Source organism: Microbacterium sp. MTN4-26, assembly GCF_042846595.1.
In the GTDB taxonomy this organism is placed as follows: Bacteria; Actinomycetota; Actinomycetes; order Actinomycetales; family Microbacteriaceae; genus Microbacterium; species Microbacterium luteum.
In genome coordinates this window covers 1-17,370 of sequence record NZ_BTGO01000019.1, presented here as the reverse complement: position 1 = coordinate 17,370, position 17,370 = coordinate 1, and the positions used below count along the sequence as shown (strand labels likewise).

Annotated in this window: 15 protein-coding genes and 1 pseudogene; 12 read left to right on the top strand and 4 right to left on the bottom strand. The window is 69.2% G+C overall.

Going from position 1 to position 17,370, the window contains the following annotated elements; translation table 11 throughout:
* Window positions 1-107: 107 nt before the first annotated feature.
* From ACGG9C_RS14445 to ACGG9C_RS14435, 3 genes are all read left to right on the top strand, one after another.
* A complete protein-coding gene (locus ACGG9C_RS14445; RefSeq protein ID WP_194383694.1) occupies window positions 108-1,433 on the top strand; it encodes an ABC transporter substrate-binding protein in 1,326 nt (441 codons plus the stop codon).
* Window positions 1,434-1,515: 82 nt separating this feature from the next.
* Window positions 1,516-2,433, top strand: a complete 918-nt coding sequence (locus tag ACGG9C_RS14440) for a carbohydrate ABC transporter permease (RefSeq protein WP_228480810.1) — start codon at window positions 1,516-1,518, stop codon at window positions 2,431-2,433.
* A complete protein-coding gene (locus ACGG9C_RS14435; RefSeq protein WP_071045534.1) occupies window positions 2,427-3,317 on the top strand; it encodes a carbohydrate ABC transporter permease in 891 nt (296 codons plus the stop codon). Before ACGG9C_RS14440 ends, ACGG9C_RS14435 begins: the two co-directional genes overlap by 7 nt.
* Before the next feature lie 386 nt (window positions 3,318-3,703).
* Here ACGG9C_RS14435 and ACGG9C_RS14430 read toward each other — a convergent pair whose 3' ends face one another.
* A complete protein-coding gene (locus ACGG9C_RS14430) occupies window positions 3,704-4,582 on the bottom strand; it encodes an AraC family transcriptional regulator (protein ID WP_194383696.1) in 879 nt (292 codons plus the stop codon).
* Between the two features lie 133 nt (window positions 4,583-4,715).
* Here ACGG9C_RS14430 and ACGG9C_RS14425 point away from each other — a divergent pair, with 133 nt between their 5' ends.
* Window positions 4,716-8,048 (top strand): DUF5107 domain-containing protein, encoded by a 3,333-nt coding sequence (locus ACGG9C_RS14425; RefSeq protein WP_194383697.1) that lies wholly within the window; start codon window positions 4,716-4,718, stop codon window positions 8,046-8,048.
* On the top strand, window positions 8,045-9,340 hold the full coding sequence (locus ACGG9C_RS14420; protein WP_194383698.1) for a cellulase-like family protein: 1,296 nt from the start codon (window positions 8,045-8,047) through the stop codon (window positions 9,338-9,340). The genes ACGG9C_RS14425 and ACGG9C_RS14420 overlap by 4 nt, the downstream gene beginning before the upstream one ends.
* A 14-nt stretch (window positions 9,341-9,354) precedes the next feature.
* On the opposite strand, the gene ACGG9C_RS14415 is transcribed toward ACGG9C_RS14420, so the two are convergent.
* Window positions 9,355-10,839 carry an HNH endonuclease signature motif containing protein gene (locus ACGG9C_RS14415; RefSeq protein ID WP_194383699.1) on the bottom strand — a complete coding sequence of 495 codons (1,485 nt, stop codon included), beginning with the start codon at window positions 10,837-10,839 and terminating at the stop codon, window positions 9,355-9,357.
* Between the two features lie 296 nt (window positions 10,840-11,135).
* Here ACGG9C_RS14415 and ACGG9C_RS14410 point away from each other — a divergent pair, with 296 nt between their 5' ends.
* The 3 genes from ACGG9C_RS14410 to ACGG9C_RS14400 all read left to right on the top strand — a co-directional run bounded on the left by ACGG9C_RS14410 (window position 11,136) and on the right by ACGG9C_RS14400 (window position 13,231).
* Window positions 11,136-11,372, top strand: coding sequence for a helix-turn-helix domain-containing protein (locus ACGG9C_RS14410; protein WP_071045529.1), 237 nt, complete (start codon window positions 11,136-11,138; stop codon window positions 11,370-11,372).
* The gene (locus ACGG9C_RS14405) at window positions 11,369-12,472 is read left to right on the top strand and encodes a type II toxin-antitoxin system HipA family toxin (protein ID WP_390178779.1); all 1,104 of its coding nucleotides are present in this window, start codon (window positions 11,369-11,371) and stop codon (window positions 12,470-12,472) included. The genes ACGG9C_RS14410 and ACGG9C_RS14405 overlap by 4 nt, the downstream gene beginning before the upstream one ends.
* 291 nt (window positions 12,473-12,763) lie before the next feature.
* A complete protein-coding gene (locus ACGG9C_RS14400; RefSeq protein ID WP_194383700.1) occupies window positions 12,764-13,231 on the top strand; it encodes a DUF805 domain-containing protein in 468 nt (155 codons plus the stop codon).
* A 237-nt stretch (window positions 13,232-13,468) separates the two neighbouring features.
* Here the strand turns inward: ACGG9C_RS14400 and ACGG9C_RS14395 are convergent, their stop codons facing one another.
* The gene (locus ACGG9C_RS14395) at window positions 13,469-15,340 is read right to left on the bottom strand and encodes a hypothetical protein (protein ID WP_194383701.1); all 1,872 of its coding nucleotides are present in this window, start codon (window positions 15,338-15,340) and stop codon (window positions 13,469-13,471) included.
* Window positions 15,341-15,419: 79 nt separating this feature from the next.
* Here ACGG9C_RS14395 and ACGG9C_RS14390 point away from each other — a divergent pair, with 79 nt between their 5' ends.
* The 4 genes from ACGG9C_RS14390 to ACGG9C_RS14375 all read left to right on the top strand — a co-directional run bounded on the left by ACGG9C_RS14390 (window position 15,420) and on the right by ACGG9C_RS14375 (window position 17,092).
* Window positions 15,420-15,740 (top strand): hypothetical protein, encoded by a 321-nt coding sequence (locus ACGG9C_RS14390; protein ID WP_194383702.1) that lies wholly within the window; start codon window positions 15,420-15,422, stop codon window positions 15,738-15,740.
* On the top strand, window positions 15,737-16,315 hold the full coding sequence (locus ACGG9C_RS14385; RefSeq protein ID WP_071045523.1) for a hypothetical protein: 579 nt from the start codon (window positions 15,737-15,739) through the stop codon (window positions 16,313-16,315). The genes ACGG9C_RS14390 and ACGG9C_RS14385 overlap by 4 nt, the downstream gene beginning before the upstream one ends.
* A 127-nt stretch (window positions 16,316-16,442) precedes the next feature.
* Complete coding sequence (locus ACGG9C_RS14380) at window positions 16,443-16,697, top strand: type II toxin-antitoxin system VapB family antitoxin (protein ID WP_071045522.1); 255 nt, start codon at window positions 16,443-16,445, stop codon at window positions 16,695-16,697.
* On the top strand, window positions 16,694-17,092 hold the full coding sequence (locus ACGG9C_RS14375) for a type II toxin-antitoxin system VapC family toxin (RefSeq protein ID WP_228480811.1): 399 nt from the start codon (window positions 16,694-16,696) through the stop codon (window positions 17,090-17,092). Before ACGG9C_RS14380 ends, ACGG9C_RS14375 begins: the two co-directional genes overlap by 4 nt.
* Window positions 17,093-17,179: 87 nt before the next feature.
* Here ACGG9C_RS14375 and ACGG9C_RS14370 read toward each other — a convergent pair.
* A pseudogene (locus ACGG9C_RS14370) lies at window positions 17,180-17,370 on the bottom strand (HNH endonuclease); the annotation flags it as partial.

The following is a 17,370-nucleotide window of genomic DNA, read 5'->3' as shown; positions in this document are numbered from 1 at the left end:
CAGGTCTGACACAGGTTCGCCCATGTGGCAGGCCCCCTTCACGCCCATAGTCTCGGTGCGCACCAGAACAGACGAGGACGTCTCGTCCGCATCGCAAGGGAGCATGTATGTCCATCACTTCTCATTCCCGACAACGCGTCGCAGGCATCGTCGCCGGCGCCGCGGTGCTCTCGCTGGCGGTCGCCGGCTGCTCGGGATCGGGGAATGGCGGCGACACCGCCGACGATCCCGCGCAGATCACCTTCCAGTCGTGGGTGCCGAACATCGATCGTGCCGTCGACGCGTTCAACGCGTCGCACGACGACATCGAAGTGACGCTCGAGACGATCACCGCTGGCCCGGACGGCGGTTACGCCACCATGCTGTCCGCCGTTCAGGCGGGCAACCCCGCGGATGTGGTCCAGCTCGGCTACGACGCCATCCCCGACTTCCTCATCAACGACGCGCTCGAAGACATCACCGACTACGTGAGCGACTCGGAGGACCTGTTCGTGCCGTGGCAGTGGCAGACCGGCGAGTTCAACGACCGTGTCTACGCCGTGCCGCAGGCCTCCGGCCCGCTCGGCCAGTTCTACCGCGCCGACATCTTCGACGAGCTCGGGATCGCCTACCCCGAGACGTGGGACGAGTATTACGAGGCCGCGAAGGTCATCCGCGCGTCCAACCCGGACCGCTACATCACCGCCTTCGCCTTCAACCAGGCGCCGTGGCTGATCGGCCTTGCCCAGCAGGGCGGCGCGACGTGGTTCGGCATCGAGGGCGACGCATGGACGGTCGACATCGACGGCGAAGACACGATGACCGTCGCGGAGTTCTGGCAGAAGCTCCTTGACGAAGACCTCGTGAAGATCGAGGCGGACTTCTCCAACGAGTGGAACGCCGACATGCAGAACGGCAACGTCGTCACATGGATCTCGGGTTCGTGGGCCGACGCGATCCTGCGCGGCACCGCCCCCGACACCGCCGGCGACTGGCGTGTGGGCGCGATGCCGCAGTGGGAGGCCGGCGAGAGCGTCTCGGCCACGTGGGCCGGAGGCTCGGCGAGTGCAGTGCTCAAGGGATCGGACAACCCAGAGGCGGCCGCGGAGTTCGCCCTGTGGCTGAACTCCGACCCGGAGAGCGTGAACATCCTCACCAACGTGGGCGCCGGATGGCCCGCGATCGCCGACACGAGCCAAATCGAGGCGCTCCAGGACGACCCGGAGGTGTTCGACTTCTACGGCGGCCAGGACATCTGGGATGTCTTCGCCGAGTCCGACGCGAACGTCGACACGTCGTGGGTGTGGCCGCCGCTGTCGTCAACGCTGTTCGCCTCGCTCACCGACAACGTCAAGGCCGCCGTCGATGCCGGCACACCGCTGCCGGAGGCGTACGAGCAGACGCAACTCGACATGGTGAATGCGCTCGAAGAGCGCGGCATCGCCATCGACTGACACCGCCGGGAGGGGCGGGCGCTTCCCCGGCGCCCGCCCCTCCCGCCATCCCTCCCCGACCCCTCCGATCGAAGGGCTCTCCGTGACCACGGCACCCTCAATCACCCGCCGCCGCGCGCGTCCACGCACGGCGCTGTGGGTTCTCGTTCTCCCGTTCGTCGTCATGTTCGTACTGTTCTTCGTCGCGCCCATCGTCTTCGCGCTCGTCCAGAGCATGTTCGCCACCCGCAACTCCGGGCTCGGACTCGGGGCGCCGGAGACGGTGTTCGTCTTCGTCGAGAATTACGCTCGCGCGTTCGACGATCCCGCGTTTCTCGCGAGCCTGGGTCGCCTGCTGGTGTTCTCGGTCATCGAAGTACCACTCATGGTGTTCACCGCCCTCTCACTCGCCCTGCTGATCGACAGCGGCCGCGCACGTGCACCGCGCTTCTTCCGCGTGCTTTACTTCGCGCCCTACGGAGTGCCGGGCGTCATCGCCACCCTGCTGTGGGGCTTCCTGTACGTGCCGGCCACGAGCCCCGTGCTGCAGGTGCTGTCGAGCCTCGGCCTCGACGTCGATCCGCTGTCCAGCGGCAACGTGCTGTTCGCGATCGCGAACATCGCCCTGTGGGGTTTCGCCGGCTACAACATGGTCATTCTGCTCGCCGCGCTCGATGCGATCCCCACCGAGCTCTATGAAGCGGCCCGAATGGACGGCGCGTCGGCCTGGTCGATCATATGGAACATCAAGCTGCCGCTGGTACGGCCCTCGATCATCCTCGTGACCGTCTTCACGATCATCGGCACGCTGCAGCTGTTCGTCGAGCCCCTCGTGCTCGCTCCACTCACGACGGCGATCAACTCTACCTTCACCCCCAACATGGCGGCCTACAACCAGGCGTTCGCACAGGGCAACCCGAATCTCGCGGCGGCGATGGCGGTCATCGTCGCACTCATCGGGTTCGTGTTCTCGTTCGGATTCCTCCGCCTGGTCAACCGGAAGGGGAACCGCGCATGGTGACCACGCAAGTGTCGGCACCGCGCCGCCGTCGTGGCGGTCGGGAGGGCACCGTCAGCGGTGCGACTGCCGTCAACGTCGTCCTCGTCGTCGCGACGATCTACTTCCTGCTGCCGCTGGTATGGGTGCTGGTGGCGGCCACGAAATCGCCGGGCGACCTCTTCAGCTCGTTCGGCCTGTGGTTCTCCGATAGCCCGCAGGCGTGGGAGAACCTCGTGACGCTGTTCACACAGGACGGCGGCATCTTCACGCGCTGGGTGCTCAACAGCATCCTCTACTCGGGCGCCGGCGCGCTGGTGGCGATGGTGCTGTCGGCGGCATGCGGATACGCGATCGCGAAATACTCCTTCTGGGGCCGAGAGGCCCTCTTCTCGACGATCCTCGGCGGCGTGCTCGTGCCGGCGACCGTGATCGCCCTTCCTCTGTACTTCCTCTTGAACACCGTGGGTCTCACCGGTACGTACTGGGCCGTGCTGCTGCCGAGCATGGTGAGCCCGTTCGGGGTGTATCTCGCGCGCATCCACGCCAATGCGAGCGTGCCCGACGAGATCATCGAAGCCGCGCGCATTGACGGTGCCGGCGACCTGCGCATCTTCGCGACGATGGCCGTGCGCATGATGAGCCCGGCACTGGTGACGATCTTCCTGTTCCAGTTCGTGACCATCTGGAACAACTACCTGCTGCCTCTTGTGATGCTCAACGATACGAAGACGTTCCCCGTCACCCTGGGCTTGACCCTCTGGAACTCTCAGACCCAGCGCGATCCGATGTTCTATCAGCTCGTGGTGACCGGATCCGCGGTGTCGGCGGTGCTCCTGGTGGTCCTCATGGTCGCGATGCAGAGGTTCTGGCGGGCCGACCTCACCGCTGGCGCCACGAAGGGCTGACCTCGCTGCCGTCCCGCACTCGCCCGTTCCGCAGTCACTCTTTGCGGGTCGGGTCTGTTCCGCACTCGCCCGTTCCGCAGTCACGCCGGTCTGGTCCGTCCCGCAGTCACGCCGGTCTGGTCCGTTCCGCGGGTCGGGTCTGTTTCGCAGTCACTTTCCGCGGGTCATCTCCACGAGAACCCACAAAAAGTGACTGCGGAGCGGGAAAGGCATCACGGGGCAGAGGGGGGCAGAGCGGGGCGAAGCGGGAAAGGCATCACGGGGCGGAGCGGGAAAGGCATCACGGGGCGGAGCGACGCGGCAGAGTGGGGCGGCGGCGCGGGCCGGGCGGGGCGGAGCGACGCGGCGGCGCGGGCAAGCCATCGCGCGGGACGAGACGCGATGGATCAGCCCTTGCGGTGCTCGCGGTAGGCGCGGGGGCTTACGCCGTGCACGCGCCGGAACTGCCGGGAGAAGTAGAAGGCGTCGTCGAAGCCCGTCGCGCGACCGACTTCGGCGACCGTCATGTCGGTCGTGTCCAACAGCACGCGTGCCCGCGCCATCTTCAGCGCATTGTGGTGGGCAAGCACTCCTCCCCCGGTGGCGTCGCGGAACAGCGCGGCCAGGTGCGAGGGCGACAGCCCCACCATCGCCGCCAGCTCCGGAACCTGCACCCGCCCGTCGATCCGCTCCTCGAGGTAGCGCATCGCGCGTTCGAGCGGCGTGCCATCGACGGCCAGGCGCCGGTCGACGGCGAGCTGCGTGAACAGGCGCCAGGCCATGCCGGATGTCGCCACGAGCCGCGCGGGGGTGGTGTCGCGCGCGAGAGAGCGGGAGATCTCATCCAGCAGCGCGGTCGCCCTCTCCACGCTCCGCAGCGACAGAGTGACGTGTCCGCCGTCGACGCCGCACGCGTCGACGAGCTCCGCGACATCGGTTCCCCGTGCGTGACACCACCAGATGGTCCAGGGGTCGTCGCCCGCCGCGCCGTAGGCGTGCGGAGTGCCCGCCGGGATGACGATCGCCGTCGAACTCCCCACCCGCGTGCGAACGCCCGAGACGTCGACCCATCCCGCGCCGGCGACACACACGATGACGATCGTCTCGGGAATACCGCTCGGGCGATGGCGACCGTGATGCTCCGCGCGGGGAAAGTACCCGGCATCGGTCACTGTCATGCGGCGGGTGACCCCACGCGCGAGCGACGCTTCCACCAGCGGGCGAGGCACCACGCTGAGCATCTGGTGCTCGAACCCGTCGGGCCGTTCGACGTGTCCCGCGTCCATCGCGCCATTGTCGCACCGACGCGCCAAGCCCGGGGCAGATGGAGGCCGCAACGGATCCGGGCCAGCGGATCGTCCAGGTCGGAGCGCCCTTCGACCATGGTGGCACCCGTTCCAGGCGGGTTAGCGTTCACGGGTGACACGGAACGACGACGCCCCGAGCCGCATCCTGCTGCCCGACGCCCCCGCCGACCAGGCCGCGATCCTCGCCGACGGCGGCGTCGCCTGCTGGAGTGAGCCGGTGTGGATTGACACGTACGAACCGGGCGACCCCGACCCCTACCCACTGTTCCTGGATCGCAGGGTCTATCAGGGCTCGAGCGGGCGGGTGTACCCGCTGCCGATGATCGACGCGGTCTCGGCGGAGAAGAAGCCGCGGCGGTGGAACGCGATCCACCTCGAGAACGCCTACGTGCGGCTGATGCTGCTCCCCGAGATCGGCGGGCGCATCCACATCGGGTTCGACAAGGTCGCCGGCTACGACTTCTTCTACCGCAACAACGTCATCAAACCGGCCTTGGTGGGCCTCGCCGGCCCGTGGATCTCGGGCGGCGTGGAGTTTAACTGGCCGCAGCACCATCGCCCGGCGACGTTCCTGCCGGTGGATGCACGCATCGAGCGCGAAGACGACGGCGCGGTCGTGGTCTGGCACAGCGATCTCGATCCCCTGCAGCGGATGCGCGGAACGCACGGCATCCGCGTGCGGCCGGGCTCGTCCCTCATCGAAGCCGACGTGCACCTGCACAACCGCACCGATGGGACGCAGACCTTCCTGTGGTGGGCGAACGTCGCCGCGGCCTCCCACGAGCGGTACCAGTCATTCTTCCCCGACGACGTGGCCTACGTCGCAGATCACGCGCGACGCGCGATATCGGCGTTCCCGCGAGCGGATCGGCCGTACTACGGCGTGGACTACCCGGCGCTGGCCGCGCAGCGCGCCGACGCCGACCGCATCGATGTGTACAGCAACATTCCCGTGCCCACGTCGTACATGATCACCGACACCGACGACGCGTTCTTCGGCGGATACGATCACGCCGCCGACGCCGGCTTCGTGCACTGGGCCGATCCGGCGATCTCGCCCGGCAAGAAGCAGTGGACCTGGGGGGACGGCGAGATCGGCCGCGCATGGGATGCGCAGCTGACCGACACCGACGGTCCTTACGTCGAGCTCATGGCCGGTGTCTTCACCGACAATCAGCCCGACTTCGCCTGGCTGCTGCCCGGTGAGACCAAGCGCTTCCGTCAGTACTGGTACCCGATCCATCGAACGGGCCCCGTGCGACAGGCGACGACGGATGCGGCGATCTCCGTGGATGCGAAGCCCGGCGGCACGCGGATCGGCGTCGCAGTCACCCGCGCCTACGACGGGCTCACGGTGTCGGCCGCCATCGGCGAAGACGAGGTGTGGCAGTGGAGCGGCACGCTCTCCCCCGCCACGCCCCTCGTGCAGGTGGTCGATGCACGATCGGCGTGCTCCGCCGACGTCGATCGTGTGACGCTGCGCCACGGCGACGTCGTGCTGGTCGAGTGGCGGGCGCGTGACTCGACCCACGGGGAGCCGTGGGTGGCGACCGAGCCCTCGGCGCCTACCGAGATCGCCTCGACCGATGAGCTTCTGGTCACCGCGACGCACCTGCAGCAGTATCGGCACCCGACGCGCGATGCCCTCCCCTACCTGCGCGAGGCGCTCCGGCGTGACCCGGGTGACACCCGCGCCGCCACCGCTCTCGGCGCATGGCACCTCCGCCGCGGCGAGTACGCGCTTGCGCTCGAGGCACTCCAGACCGCCGTCAGCCGGGCGACCGCGCGTAACCTCAGCCCGCGCGACGGCGAGCCGCTGTACCTGCTCGGCCTCGTGCACGAGCGCCTCGGCGATGACGCTGCCGCCGACCGCGCGTTCGCCCGCGCCGGGTGGAACGCGGCGTGGTCCGTTCCCTCTGCTCTCGCGCGGGCCCGCATCGCGCTGCGCGCCGGGCGCTCCGTCGACGCGCGCTACCTTGCCGAGACGGCCGGCGCTGTGCCCGAGGCGCGGCGCCTCGTCGCCCTGGCGGATCCGGACGCCATGGGCGCGCTCGCGCTCGCGAGGCACCTGCACCGGGACGACCCGCTCGATGCCGCATCCGCTGCGCTGGTGCGCGCACTCGCCGCGCCGGCGCCCGGCACCGCCGACGAGGCGCCGGAGGCCGACTCCCTCACCCCGCTCGATGAGCGCACCGCGCTCGACGTCGGGGCGGAGTTCGAACGCGCGGCGCGCCTGGATGTCGCGCTGGCGGCAACCGAGGCGCCCGCGTCGAGCACACCGGCGGCCGGACGGGCGGGCCCGCTGCGTCATTACCTGCGCGCGCTTTGGCTCGACCGTGCCGGAGAGCCTGCAGCCGCGAGCGCCGAGCGGCGCGCGGGAGCGGCCGCCGACGCATCGCTGGCGTTCCCCGCCGGACTAGAGCAGTACGACGCGCTCCGCGCAGCCGTACGCGCTGACAGCACGGACGCGACCGCCGCGGGACTGCTCGGCATGTGGCTCCTCGACGCCGGGCGACACACCGACGCGGTCACAGCACTGCAGACCGCCGCAGATGCGGGTTCGACCGACCCTGTCATGTGGCGGAACCTTGCGCTGGCGCGGGTCGCCGCGACCGGCGACGACGAAGGCGCCGACGCGGCGCTGCGTCACGCCCTGCATCTGCGCGCCGATGCCCGCCTCGTGCTCGAACGCGACCTGCTGGCGGAGCGACGCGGCCTCGATGCGGGTGCCCGCCTCGCCCTGCTCAACGAGCACGCCCCTCTCATCGGCACTCGGGATGACCTCGCGCTGCGGCACGTGTCCCTGCTGCTCGACCTCGACCGCATCTGGGAGGCGTGGCGGGTGCTCACCTCGCGCGAGTTCCGCCCGTTCGAAGGCGGCGAGGGTCGCGTGATCGCAGCCTTCGACCGGGCGATCTGCGCCCAGGCGCGTGCGCTCCTCGCCGACGGCACCCCCGACGCGCTCGTCGAGGCTGCACAGCTGCTCACGCTCTCCGTGCCGGCGCATCTCGGCGAGGGTCGCCACCCCGCGGAACCGGCGCTCGAGCGCATCGTGCTTCTCGGCGATGTGCGTGCGGCCCAGGGCGCCGCGGATGCCGCGCGCGCCACGTGGGCGAGCGCGGTAGCGCCGACGCCGCTCGCGGTCGCCGAGCGGCCAGCCGATGCGCTCACGTTCTGGCGCGGGATCGCGCACCTTCGCCTTGGTGATGCCGATGCGGCAGAGGCCGCATGGCGTGTGCTCGGCGAGCGCGCACAGGCGCTGCACGAGGCCCCCGACGCGGTCGACTACTTCGCGACCTCCCTGCCCGAGCTGACGGTCTTCGACACCGGCACCGCCGCCGCGCGACGGCGTACTGCCGACGAGCTCGACGAGCTGGCCACCCGCGGTCGCGCCCTCACGCGGGCCGCCGCACTCGAGACGAATCGACAGGAGGCATCCGCATGACCGAGCGCTATCTCGGCGCAGGATCCGTCGCCCGCGACGAGACGGCGCTGACCGGACCCGTTCCCGCCCACCTCCCCCAGCGGCTGACGATCACCCTGTGGGATTTCTCCTGGTACACCCGCGCCGGAGGGGGTGAGCCGTACGCCGACATCGACGCAGCCATGGCCGACGCCGCCTCCCTCGGTTACAACGCCGTGCGCATCTGTGCGGCACCGCTGCTCATCGCCGGCGGGCTGGGTCTGGACAGCACGATCACCATCGAGGGAATGGGCGTCTCACCCGCCGGAGGCTTCTTCGGACAGCGCACCCGGTGGTATGACGCCCCAGGCGGCTACGAGATTGATGTACGCGCACGCCTGCTCGAGCTGTTCGATGCGGCCGAGCGGCACGGCCTTGTGGTGCTCCTCGCGAGCTGGGAGTACCAGCAGTCCCCAGCCTTCGCGGCGTCGTCGGCGTGGTTCGACGCCATCGACGCCGTTCGTCTCGCCGACCGCTACCGCTTGCTGGCCGATGCGTGGGATCGCCTCCTGGGAGAGCTCACCGACGCCGGTCACCGCGACCGCATCGCGATGGTCGAGCTGCACAACGAGGTGGACTTCTCGATCCTCCCAGCGCTCGAAGACGGCGGCGCCGCCGAGGTCGCGCGCCTGCGCGCGGCGCATCCTGATCTGCTCGTCACAGCCAGCTACGGCAAGCCTCCCCACCTGGCGATGCACCGCGTGCCCGCCGGACTCGGTGCGGCACAGTTCCACGTGTACAGCTACGGGGTACTCGACGAGCTGCAGAGGCTGGTCGATATCCGCTCCGAGGGCAGTGCGGTCTTTCCGAACGAGGCGTTCGAGCGGATGCTGCGTTCCGACGCCCCGTCGGTCGCAGCGTACGGGCGGGCAGCCGAGTGGAAATACCGCGCGACGGTCGTGACCGATCAGATGTTCTACGGGTATGACCAACTGGATCCCGCGCTGTGGGATGCATGGCTCGAGAAGCACTATCCGCGGTTCGACGAGGTGATGCGACGCGAGATCGAGTCACGCACGATCGCGATCGCCGCGTGGGCGCGCTGGCAGGATGTGCCGGCGGTCGTGGGCGAGGGGTGGGTCGGGTATACGCCCCTGCACGGCACGTTCGAAGAGGGGCCGATTGGTCGCTCTCTCGCCGAGCACGGCATCGACACCGCGTTGGAGCACGGCGTGTGGGGCCTGGTGCTCTGCTCGAACGCGGCCCCGCATCACCCGATGTGGCAGCTGCGCGACTGGCAGCGCGAGGTGAACGAGCGCATCCTCACCGCCTGACCCCGATTCCAGGGTCAGAACGGTGCGACGGCCTCACCGGTCGGATCAAAGCCCGGTGGTGGTGGGTCGGGCATGAACACCACCCGCGGTGGTGGACCGTCGATGTATTCCAACCCGGAGGGCGCGGTGAACCGCAACCTTCCGCCGGGTTCCTGCACGACCGTCCACCCGGCTGCCTGTTTCATCGTGTGGTGTCGTTTGCAGAACGCCCCGACATTGTCGACGTCGGTCTTTCCACCCAGCGCCCAGTCTTCCCGGTGATCCCAGTCGCAATCCCGCGCGGGCCGTCGGCACCCGGGGAACCGGCACCGGATATCCCGCGCCACCAGGTACCGCTTCTGCTCCGCCGTCACGAACCGGCGATCAACCGCGAGCACGGCACCGGTGACGGGGTCGAGGAACACCCGGTCGAAGCTGGGGACATTGCCCGCAAGGATCTTCGCCGTTTCGGGGTCCACCGCGCACTTCCCGTCCAGCTCCGCCCCACCGGTCGTGGTTCCCGCGAGCGTTGTCGCCGGCACCGTCACCTGCACGTGAGCTCGGATCGCACCCAACCCACCCTCGACCGCGGTCGGGTCAACCGACGGTGAGGAGGTCAGCATCATGTCCAACAGCACGTCGGTGCGGATCTGATCCAGCGTCCGCTCATCGAACCACAGGTTCTCCGTCGCGTCGCTTCCGCCCGCCGCGCACGACTCCCCTGGCTCGGCCAGTCCGAAACTCACGCCCACGTCCGTCGCCGCTATCTCGCCGTCGCCTTGCGGAGGGTCCGGCTGCTTGGCGTCGCGTCCGGCGGCGGCGGCGGTGTCGGCAGCGGCACGCGCGGCTGCTTCGCGCCGGACCGCACGGTCGGCGGCCTTGATGGCCTTCCCCTGCCGGGTGAGCCGATCATGCACCCCGCGCACCTCCACCGACGGCCCAATCACACCCAGCATCGACATCCCGTCACGGAGATCCTCGACCCACACCCGCCGGTCCAGGACCGCTACATCGTGGCGCTCCTGCATGGTCTTCGGGTTGTGCTTCTCCACCACCTGCTCCGCAAACGACCTCACACGCCCAGCAGACGTCTTCTCCGCGTAAGCGAGCACCTCAGCCTCATACGCGGCACGCGCCTCATCGTCGGAAAGATCCGCTCCGGCATCGACGATCACCCGCACATGCGCGCGAGACACCCGCCCCTCACGCCACGCCTCCCACGACGCCTGAAACTCCGTCATCGTACGGTGCGCTTCGAACAGCTGCGTCTGCAGCGTGCGATCACTCACCCGAGCGTCGACCGCGAGCTCCGCCGCCATCGACCGCAACGGCATCTCCCGCTCCCGCGTCGACGCATCACGCAACCGCGCCATCTGCTCCTGGGTCAACGCATACGCGTCAGCATGCGTCCGCGCCAACTCCGCCTCCGCAGCAGCAATCATCACCCGGAGCCGACGTGCCTCGGCGACGAGTTCCCGCGTGCGGAGGGCATCTGCCTCCCGCTGCTTCTCGTCGCTCATCACGCCCCCGGTTCGATCTCTGACTACTTCGAGACTAGGGAGGGCCACCGACATTCCACCCGAAAAACCGCCGACCGTACGGGAAATCGACAAACTTCTTCTCGAGCCAGCCCGTTTCCCGCCGAGCCACCCCTTTCCCCACCAGCGAGCGCCGAAAGCCACCCCGCTCCGCCGCCACCCTTATCCGGATATTGACATACCCGCTTCCTATCCGGAAAATGTAATAGGCCGAAGGTATCCGGAAATCCGCATAGCGCGGGGCCGCAGACAGCATCACCCGAAGCAAGGAAGGCGCCATGTCGACGGCACGAACCCGCATCCAATCGCCGAGCGACATCGGCCTCGTGATTCAGCAGGCGCGCCTTGCGCGGGGCCTCTCGCAGACCGCTCTCGCCGACCAGCTCGGGCTGTCGCAGCGATCCGTGAGCGAGATCGAATCGGGCAAGCCGACGATATACATGCGCAAGGTGTTCGATCTCCTCCGCGCGACCGGTGTCGAACTGTCCGCCGAGCTGCCCCCCGAAGACGAATGAGACTCGCCGTCGAGCTGTACGACGAGGTGATCGGACACCTCGTCGGCGACGCGCGGACCTTCGACATCGAGATCTCCCGCGACGCGATGGCCCGGTTCGGCACGAACAGCCGCGTTCTGTCGACGGCGGTGCCCCTATCGCCTCGCCCGCCCCGTCATCATGCGGGCCGCCGTCGCAACTGGTTCGCCGAGCTGCTGCCCGAGGGCGACCAGCTCGAGCACATGCTCTCTCGCCGCGGGCTCCGGCGTGGCGATGTGCCGGCCTTCCTCGCGGCATACGGCCGCGACGTCGCAGGAGCCCTCCAGATCTGGGATGTCGATGACCCGACCGAGCCCCCTACCGGGCGCGCCATCCCGGTCGATGCGGCGCAGATCAGGCGACTGCTCGAAGACCCGATCTCCGCACCGCTCGGCAACGACCCCCTCGCCGGAAAGTCGTCGCTCGGAGGCGTTCAACCGAAGGTCGTACTCGCGCGGACCGACGACGGCTGGGCCCGCGTCACCGGCGGCTTCCCCTCGACGCACATTCTCAAACCGCAGCTTTCCCAGCTGCCGACCGTCATCTTCGACGAGGAGTATGGAGCGCGCCTGGCTCGCGGGCTGCAGCTCGCCGCGTTCGACACACACGTCACGTCGTTCGATGGCCTGCCGACCCTTGTCGTCGAACGCTTCGATCGAGCGACCGGCACCCGCATCCACCAGGAGGACTTCAGCCAGGCGCTCGGAGCGGCCGGGAACCAGAAGTATCAGGAGATCGGCGGCGTCGTCAGCCTTGCCCGCGTGGCGGACGTGCTGGCGCGACATGCGCGCTCCGACAATCTTCACACGCTCGCACGGATGCTGGTGCTCACCGTCGCGGTCGGCAACCTCGACCTGCACGAAGAACCTCGCCCTGCTGCACGCAAGAGACGGCGACGTGACGCTGGCACCGGCGTACGACGTCGTTCCGATGGCCCACCGGATGGATGTGGATGGGCGCGTCGCGCTGGCCGTCAACGGTCAGTACGTGCACGCGCGACTGACGGCGGCCGACCTCGTCGCCGAAGCATCGACGTGGGGCGTCCGCCGCGCCGACCGCGTGGTCGAATCCACGCTCGATGAGCTCCGTGCCCTGATCGATGCGGAGACCCCGCTCGACGGTGCGGCATCTCATCTGCACGACCGCGTTCGGACGTACGTCGGGAACCTCATCACGGGTCATCGCGTCGGCGAGGCACCCTGACCGCGGCCCACGCGCGGCGGAGCACCGGGGCGTCACGATGCGATGCGTCACCGCCGGCGGAGAAAGCGATGCAGGTGGGAGTCGGTCTTCGCTCGCCGCTCAGATGACATGTCTCTCTCGTGCGCTGGGAACTATCGTGGGCGACTGGCGTGCCGACGAGAGGACCCGAGATGACCGACAAGAAGGCCCTCGCAGCGCCGCTGTACGGCGCAACCTTTCCCCAAGCCGTCATGCGGTTCTTCGCCAAGTACGCCACCTTCAGTGGCCGGGCGAGCCGAAGCGAGTACTGGTGGTGGGTTCTGGCGAACTTCCTGGTCGTTGTCGCCTTCAACCTCACAGGCAGTCTCGCCGGCGAGGAATTCGACACGGTCTCCGTGAACCTTCTCTCGCCGTTCTCACCCGGCCCGACATCCCCGATCACGACTGTCACCGGAGCCCTCTTCCTCATCTACACCCTCGGCACACTCTTGCCGGCTCTCGCCCTCACCTGGCGCCGGCTCCACGACGTCGACCGATCCGGGGCATGGTTCTTCATTGTCTTCATCCCGCTCGCCGGTGCCATGGTTCTGCTTGTCTTCACCCTGCTCTCGCAACGTCCCGGAGGATCGCGTTTCGACGCGAACCCGCAGCCAGCTTGATCGCCCGCCGGAGTATCAGGAGATCGGTGGGGTGGTCAGCCTCGCGTGGCGGGGGCCGCGGGTCCCGAGCCAGCCGGTATCAGAGCACCCGCATGACGCAGGTGGCGCCGGGAATGCGCGCGGCCGCGCAGTGCGCTGGCGGCGTCGACGAGAAAATGGCCGGGACGAGCCAGGAGAGCGGTCGCGACGGATGAGTTCTATCGCCGTCGCACCGATGCCCCTTCCCGGCAAGTGCCCTCAGCTCATCGCCTGCAGCGACTCCCACCGTTCGCGCAGTGTGCGGCGCCTGTCCGAGACGAGGAGCAGCGGGTCTCCGAGCGACCTGCTCCAGTCCTCGGGCACCGGCACGCCCAGGGCCCGGAGCATCGGCTGCGCCCGCTGCGACGGCGACCCCTTCAAGCCCAACGCGGACATCATCGCGCTCACGGTCACCCCTCCGCGCGAGGCCCGAAAGGCGTCGTTGACCGATCCGGCGATCCACAGCACGGCGGCCGCGGCTGCCGCATCGCTGGATCTGCGGCGAAAGATCGCTGGGTCGGCGGCCGCGATCCGCGCGAGGATCCGCCGCGCGGCCGTGCGCAGCTCCGTTCGCCTCGCGTCATCCGCGAAGAGATTCGCCACGGCGTCGTCCGCGAGTGCGCCCACGCCGCGCACCCGCTCGCCCACGTCGTCGGCAGTGCCCGTGAGGTCGAGCGGCTCGTCGGGCAGCGGTGTGTCATCCAGCGCCTCCATGGCCTCGGGTCCGCCGACGGCGCTCTCGACGAGCTCGATGAAGAACGACACGTCCGCGTCGTCGAACGAGGGGAACTCCGCATCGTCGTCGGCAGCGCCGTCGAGCGGCGGCAGCATCCCCATCTGCTCGAGAAGCGCTTCGGGCCCCTGTCGTCGCGGCGACGAGATCGCGTCGAGGTACTGCGGCTCGAACTCGTCGACGGCTGCAATGGTGGCGGTGGTCAGGTGCTCGGGGATGCTGCGCTCAGCGTGCGCGAACGTCACCACGTGCCGCATCACCTCGGGCACCCGCCGCAGATAAGCCGCGTCGGCGACGATCTTGCGCGGCACCAGGTCGAGCAGCGCGATCTCAACCGTGACCGGCGACCACCGCAGCGGGTCTCCGCCCAGCTGCTGCGCCCCGAGCCACAGCAGCGTCTCGACGATGTCGGCATCGTCCGAGCCCTTCCTCCTGCGCAGGCCGCGCCCGTGCGGAGAGGCCATGATCCGCTCGGCGAGCGCCTCGATCTGGTCGCTCTCGATCTCCTCCGTTGCGTACCCACTGCCACCGGCGGGCAGAAGGCGCAGCATCCACTCGACGAGCGGACGCACCGCCGGCCACGTCTCGGTCTCGAACGGTGGATACGTGATGCGCCCGAACCGCACCGCGTCGTCGATCTTCGCCCGCGCGTCGGCCAGCGTGATCTCACGCGTGAAGGTCTCGCCCGGCGACTCCGCGCCCAGCAGGCTGTCGAGGTGGGCGACGACTTCGGCGATCGGCGCGTCGATGACAAACGCGTCTTTGACCACCGTGCCCATGTTGTGGTCGACGTAGACGAGCACCGTCATATCGCCCGCCGGCAGGTGCACTCCGAGCGCGACGTTCTCGCCGTCACCCAGCACGTGCCCCATCTGCACGGCCCGCACCGGGCGGATCTCATCCAGCCGCGTCAGCCAGGACGGGAAGGGATGCCGCCGCGCGGCGACCTCCCGATCGACACGGCGCTGCCTCACCTCGTCGCCGGCGAGCCGTGTCAGCACGAGCAGGAGCGCGTCGGTCGGCATCCGCGCCGCCTCGCGGAACATGACGATCAGCTCGTCCACGCTCGGCAGGTCGACGTCGTCGTCGGGTCGCTTCTCGAACGGCGAAGGCTCGTCCGCCGACGGGATGCCCGCCAGCAACGTGCTGGCGTAGATCAGCAGGTCGACCGGATGCGGCGAGGCGAGCGTCTTGGCGACCTCGGTCTCAAGCACGAGCATTCCGGTGTCGGCCGCGGGCTCCGGCGGCTCGAGCGGCTCCGGCGGCCGACCGAGCCCGAAGGATGCGCCGGCGGGCGACGGAGGGCGCGGGCTGCGCCGCTGCTGCGGACGACGGTTCTTCGGGCGACGGCTGCTCACCCGACGACGGTATCGCGCCTCTGTCGCGAACGCGCCGGCCTCCGCTATGGTTCCAGCACACGCGGAGCGGAGGGTTCCCATGGCGCACGACCTGACGACGCCCTACGTGCCCGGGCCGCCTCTCGAGGTCGACCTCCCCTCCGGATGGACCTTCACCGCGGATGCTGCCGGCCACGTCGCCGGAAGCGGCCCCTGTCCGTGGTGTCTCGGGCCCGCGTATGGCCCACCGCTCCTCGGTGCCGATAGCGATACAGCCGACAGCGACGCCGACACAGACAGCGGGCCGACGACGAGGGAGTTCATCGCGGCGTGCAGCTGCGGTGGTCCGCACGGCAAGGACCACCAGCCGACGTGCGGTCGCACCTTCCTCGTGCGTGTCCCTCGAGAGGGGGCGCCGTGACCGCCCCGCATGATCTCGCTGCCCTCAAGCAGCTGCAGGACCACCGCGCCGGCGAGCTGGCGCGTGTGCGCACGCGCGCCGAGAAGTGGATCCCGGGTCTCGCTGCGGTCACCGGGGTGCTGACCACGGCCGTGGTCGTGAAGGGTGCCGAGACCTTCACGAAGGCTCCCGCGTCCACCCAGTTCACGATCATCGCGCTGATGATCGTCGGTGCTGTGGCCGTGGGCACCGGCGTCTTCTGCGCCTACGCTGCGGCGCACGGAAATCCGTTCGGCGACGACGAGCTGTCGCGTCGCGCCGATCAGCAGAAGGTGGATGGCGCGTACGAGGACTGGAACGCGGCAGTGCGCGCAGAGGTCTCGCGCGCACGTCGATTGCTCACTGCGGCGGTCATCGCCACACTTGTCGGCACGGCGAGCCTTGGGACGGCGGTGGTGGTGACGTGGTTCGCGCCGGCGACCGGTTCCGGCGCCACCACGTGCCTCGTCACCGATGACGGTCTCGTGCGCATCGAGGGCACGGCACCGGTCGTGGTCGACGGCGAGCTGCGCATCGTGCCGTGCGCCGCCACGTGACGACGGCTGCCGCGTGATGCGATCAGCCGGGCGTCGTGGCCTATGCGTCACGACGGCGAGGACGTCGGAGCGGCGAGGCTTTCTTCCTTTACGTCCACCTTTCTTCCTCGCGAGATAGTATGCGGATATGGCGCTCAACATCAAAGACCCGGAGGCCGACCGCCTCGCCCGGGCGCTCGCCGCCGCCACCGGTGAGAGCATCACCGTCGCCGCACGCGCCGCGTTCGCCGAGCGCCTTGCACGGGTACAGGCGCGAGACACCGCGCCCGAGGTGCTCGCCGAGCTCGAGAGCATCATCGCGCGAGCGCGAGAACGCGAGACGCTCGACGACCGAACCACGGATGAGATCCTCGGCTACGACGAAGCCGGACTGCCCACGTGACCATCGCCGTCGACACCTCGGCGCTCATGGCGATCGTGCTCGGCGAGCGCGACGCCCTCCCCTTCGCCCGCGCACTCGCTGCGAACACCGGCGACGCGTGTGTCAGCGCTGCGACGCTGGTCGAGGCCACGATCGTCGCCGAAGCACGCCAGGGCAGTGCTGCCGCGCAAGACCTCGCGGCCGTGCTGCGGGAGACGCGCATCCGCATCGTTCCGCTCGATGCCACGCAGGCGTCGATCGCGTCGGCCGCGTGGCGCCGCTTCGGCAAAGGGCGCCATACCGCCGCACTCAACCTTGGCGACTGCTACTCCTACGCGCTCGCTCGACACTTGGGCGCCCCGCTGCTTTTCAAGGGCGACGGCTTCAGGCAGACCGATATCGCGCCGGTCCTCTGACCGGACTCGAACCCGCCTAGCCGGGTCGTCGAGCGAGCGGAGTGAGACGAAACGTCCGGTCGCGCATCTACCCGCTGACCTCCCGGGTCAGAACGGCGCGACGACCTCATCGGCTGGGTCCTGAGCCGGTGGCGGGTCGGGCATGAACACGACGCGCGGTGGTGGATCGTCGGTGTACTTCAACCCGGAGGGCGCGGTGAACCGCAACCTGCCACCCGGTTCTTGCACGACCGTCCACCCGGCTGCCTGTTTCATCGTGTGGTGTCGTTTGCAGAACG

Coding starts and splice junctions, on each gene's coding strand:
- ACGG9C_RS14445 (WP_194383694.1), top strand. CDS start 108: ATGTCCATCACTTCTCATTCCCGACAACGCGTCGCAGGCATCGTCGCC.
- ACGG9C_RS14400 (WP_194383700.1), top strand. CDS start 12,764: ATGACCGACAAGAAGGCCCTCGCAGCGCCGCTGTACGGCGCAACCTTT.
- ACGG9C_RS14390 (WP_194383702.1), top strand. CDS start 15,420: ATGGCGCACGACCTGACGACGCCCTACGTGCCCGGGCCGCCTCTCGAG.
- ACGG9C_RS14415 (WP_194383699.1), bottom strand. CDS start 10,839: ATGAGCGACGAGAAGCAGCGGGAGGCAGATGCCCTCCGCACGCGGGAA.
- ACGG9C_RS14405 (WP_390178779.1), top strand. CDS start 11,369: ATGAGACTCGCCGTCGAGCTGTACGACGAGGTGATCGGACACCTCGTC.
- ACGG9C_RS14380 (WP_071045522.1), top strand. CDS start 16,443: ATGGCGCTCAACATCAAAGACCCGGAGGCCGACCGCCTCGCCCGGGCG.
- ACGG9C_RS14420 (WP_194383698.1), top strand. CDS start 8,045: ATGACCGAGCGCTATCTCGGCGCAGGATCCGTCGCCCGCGACGAGACG.
- ACGG9C_RS14435 (WP_071045534.1), top strand. CDS start 2,427: ATGGTGACCACGCAAGTGTCGGCACCGCGCCGCCGTCGTGGCGGTCGG.
- ACGG9C_RS14410 (WP_071045529.1), top strand. CDS start 11,136: ATGTCGACGGCACGAACCCGCATCCAATCGCCGAGCGACATCGGCCTC.
- ACGG9C_RS14430 (WP_194383696.1), bottom strand. CDS start 4,582: ATGGACGCGGGACACGTCGAACGGCCCGACGGGTTCGAGCACCAGATG.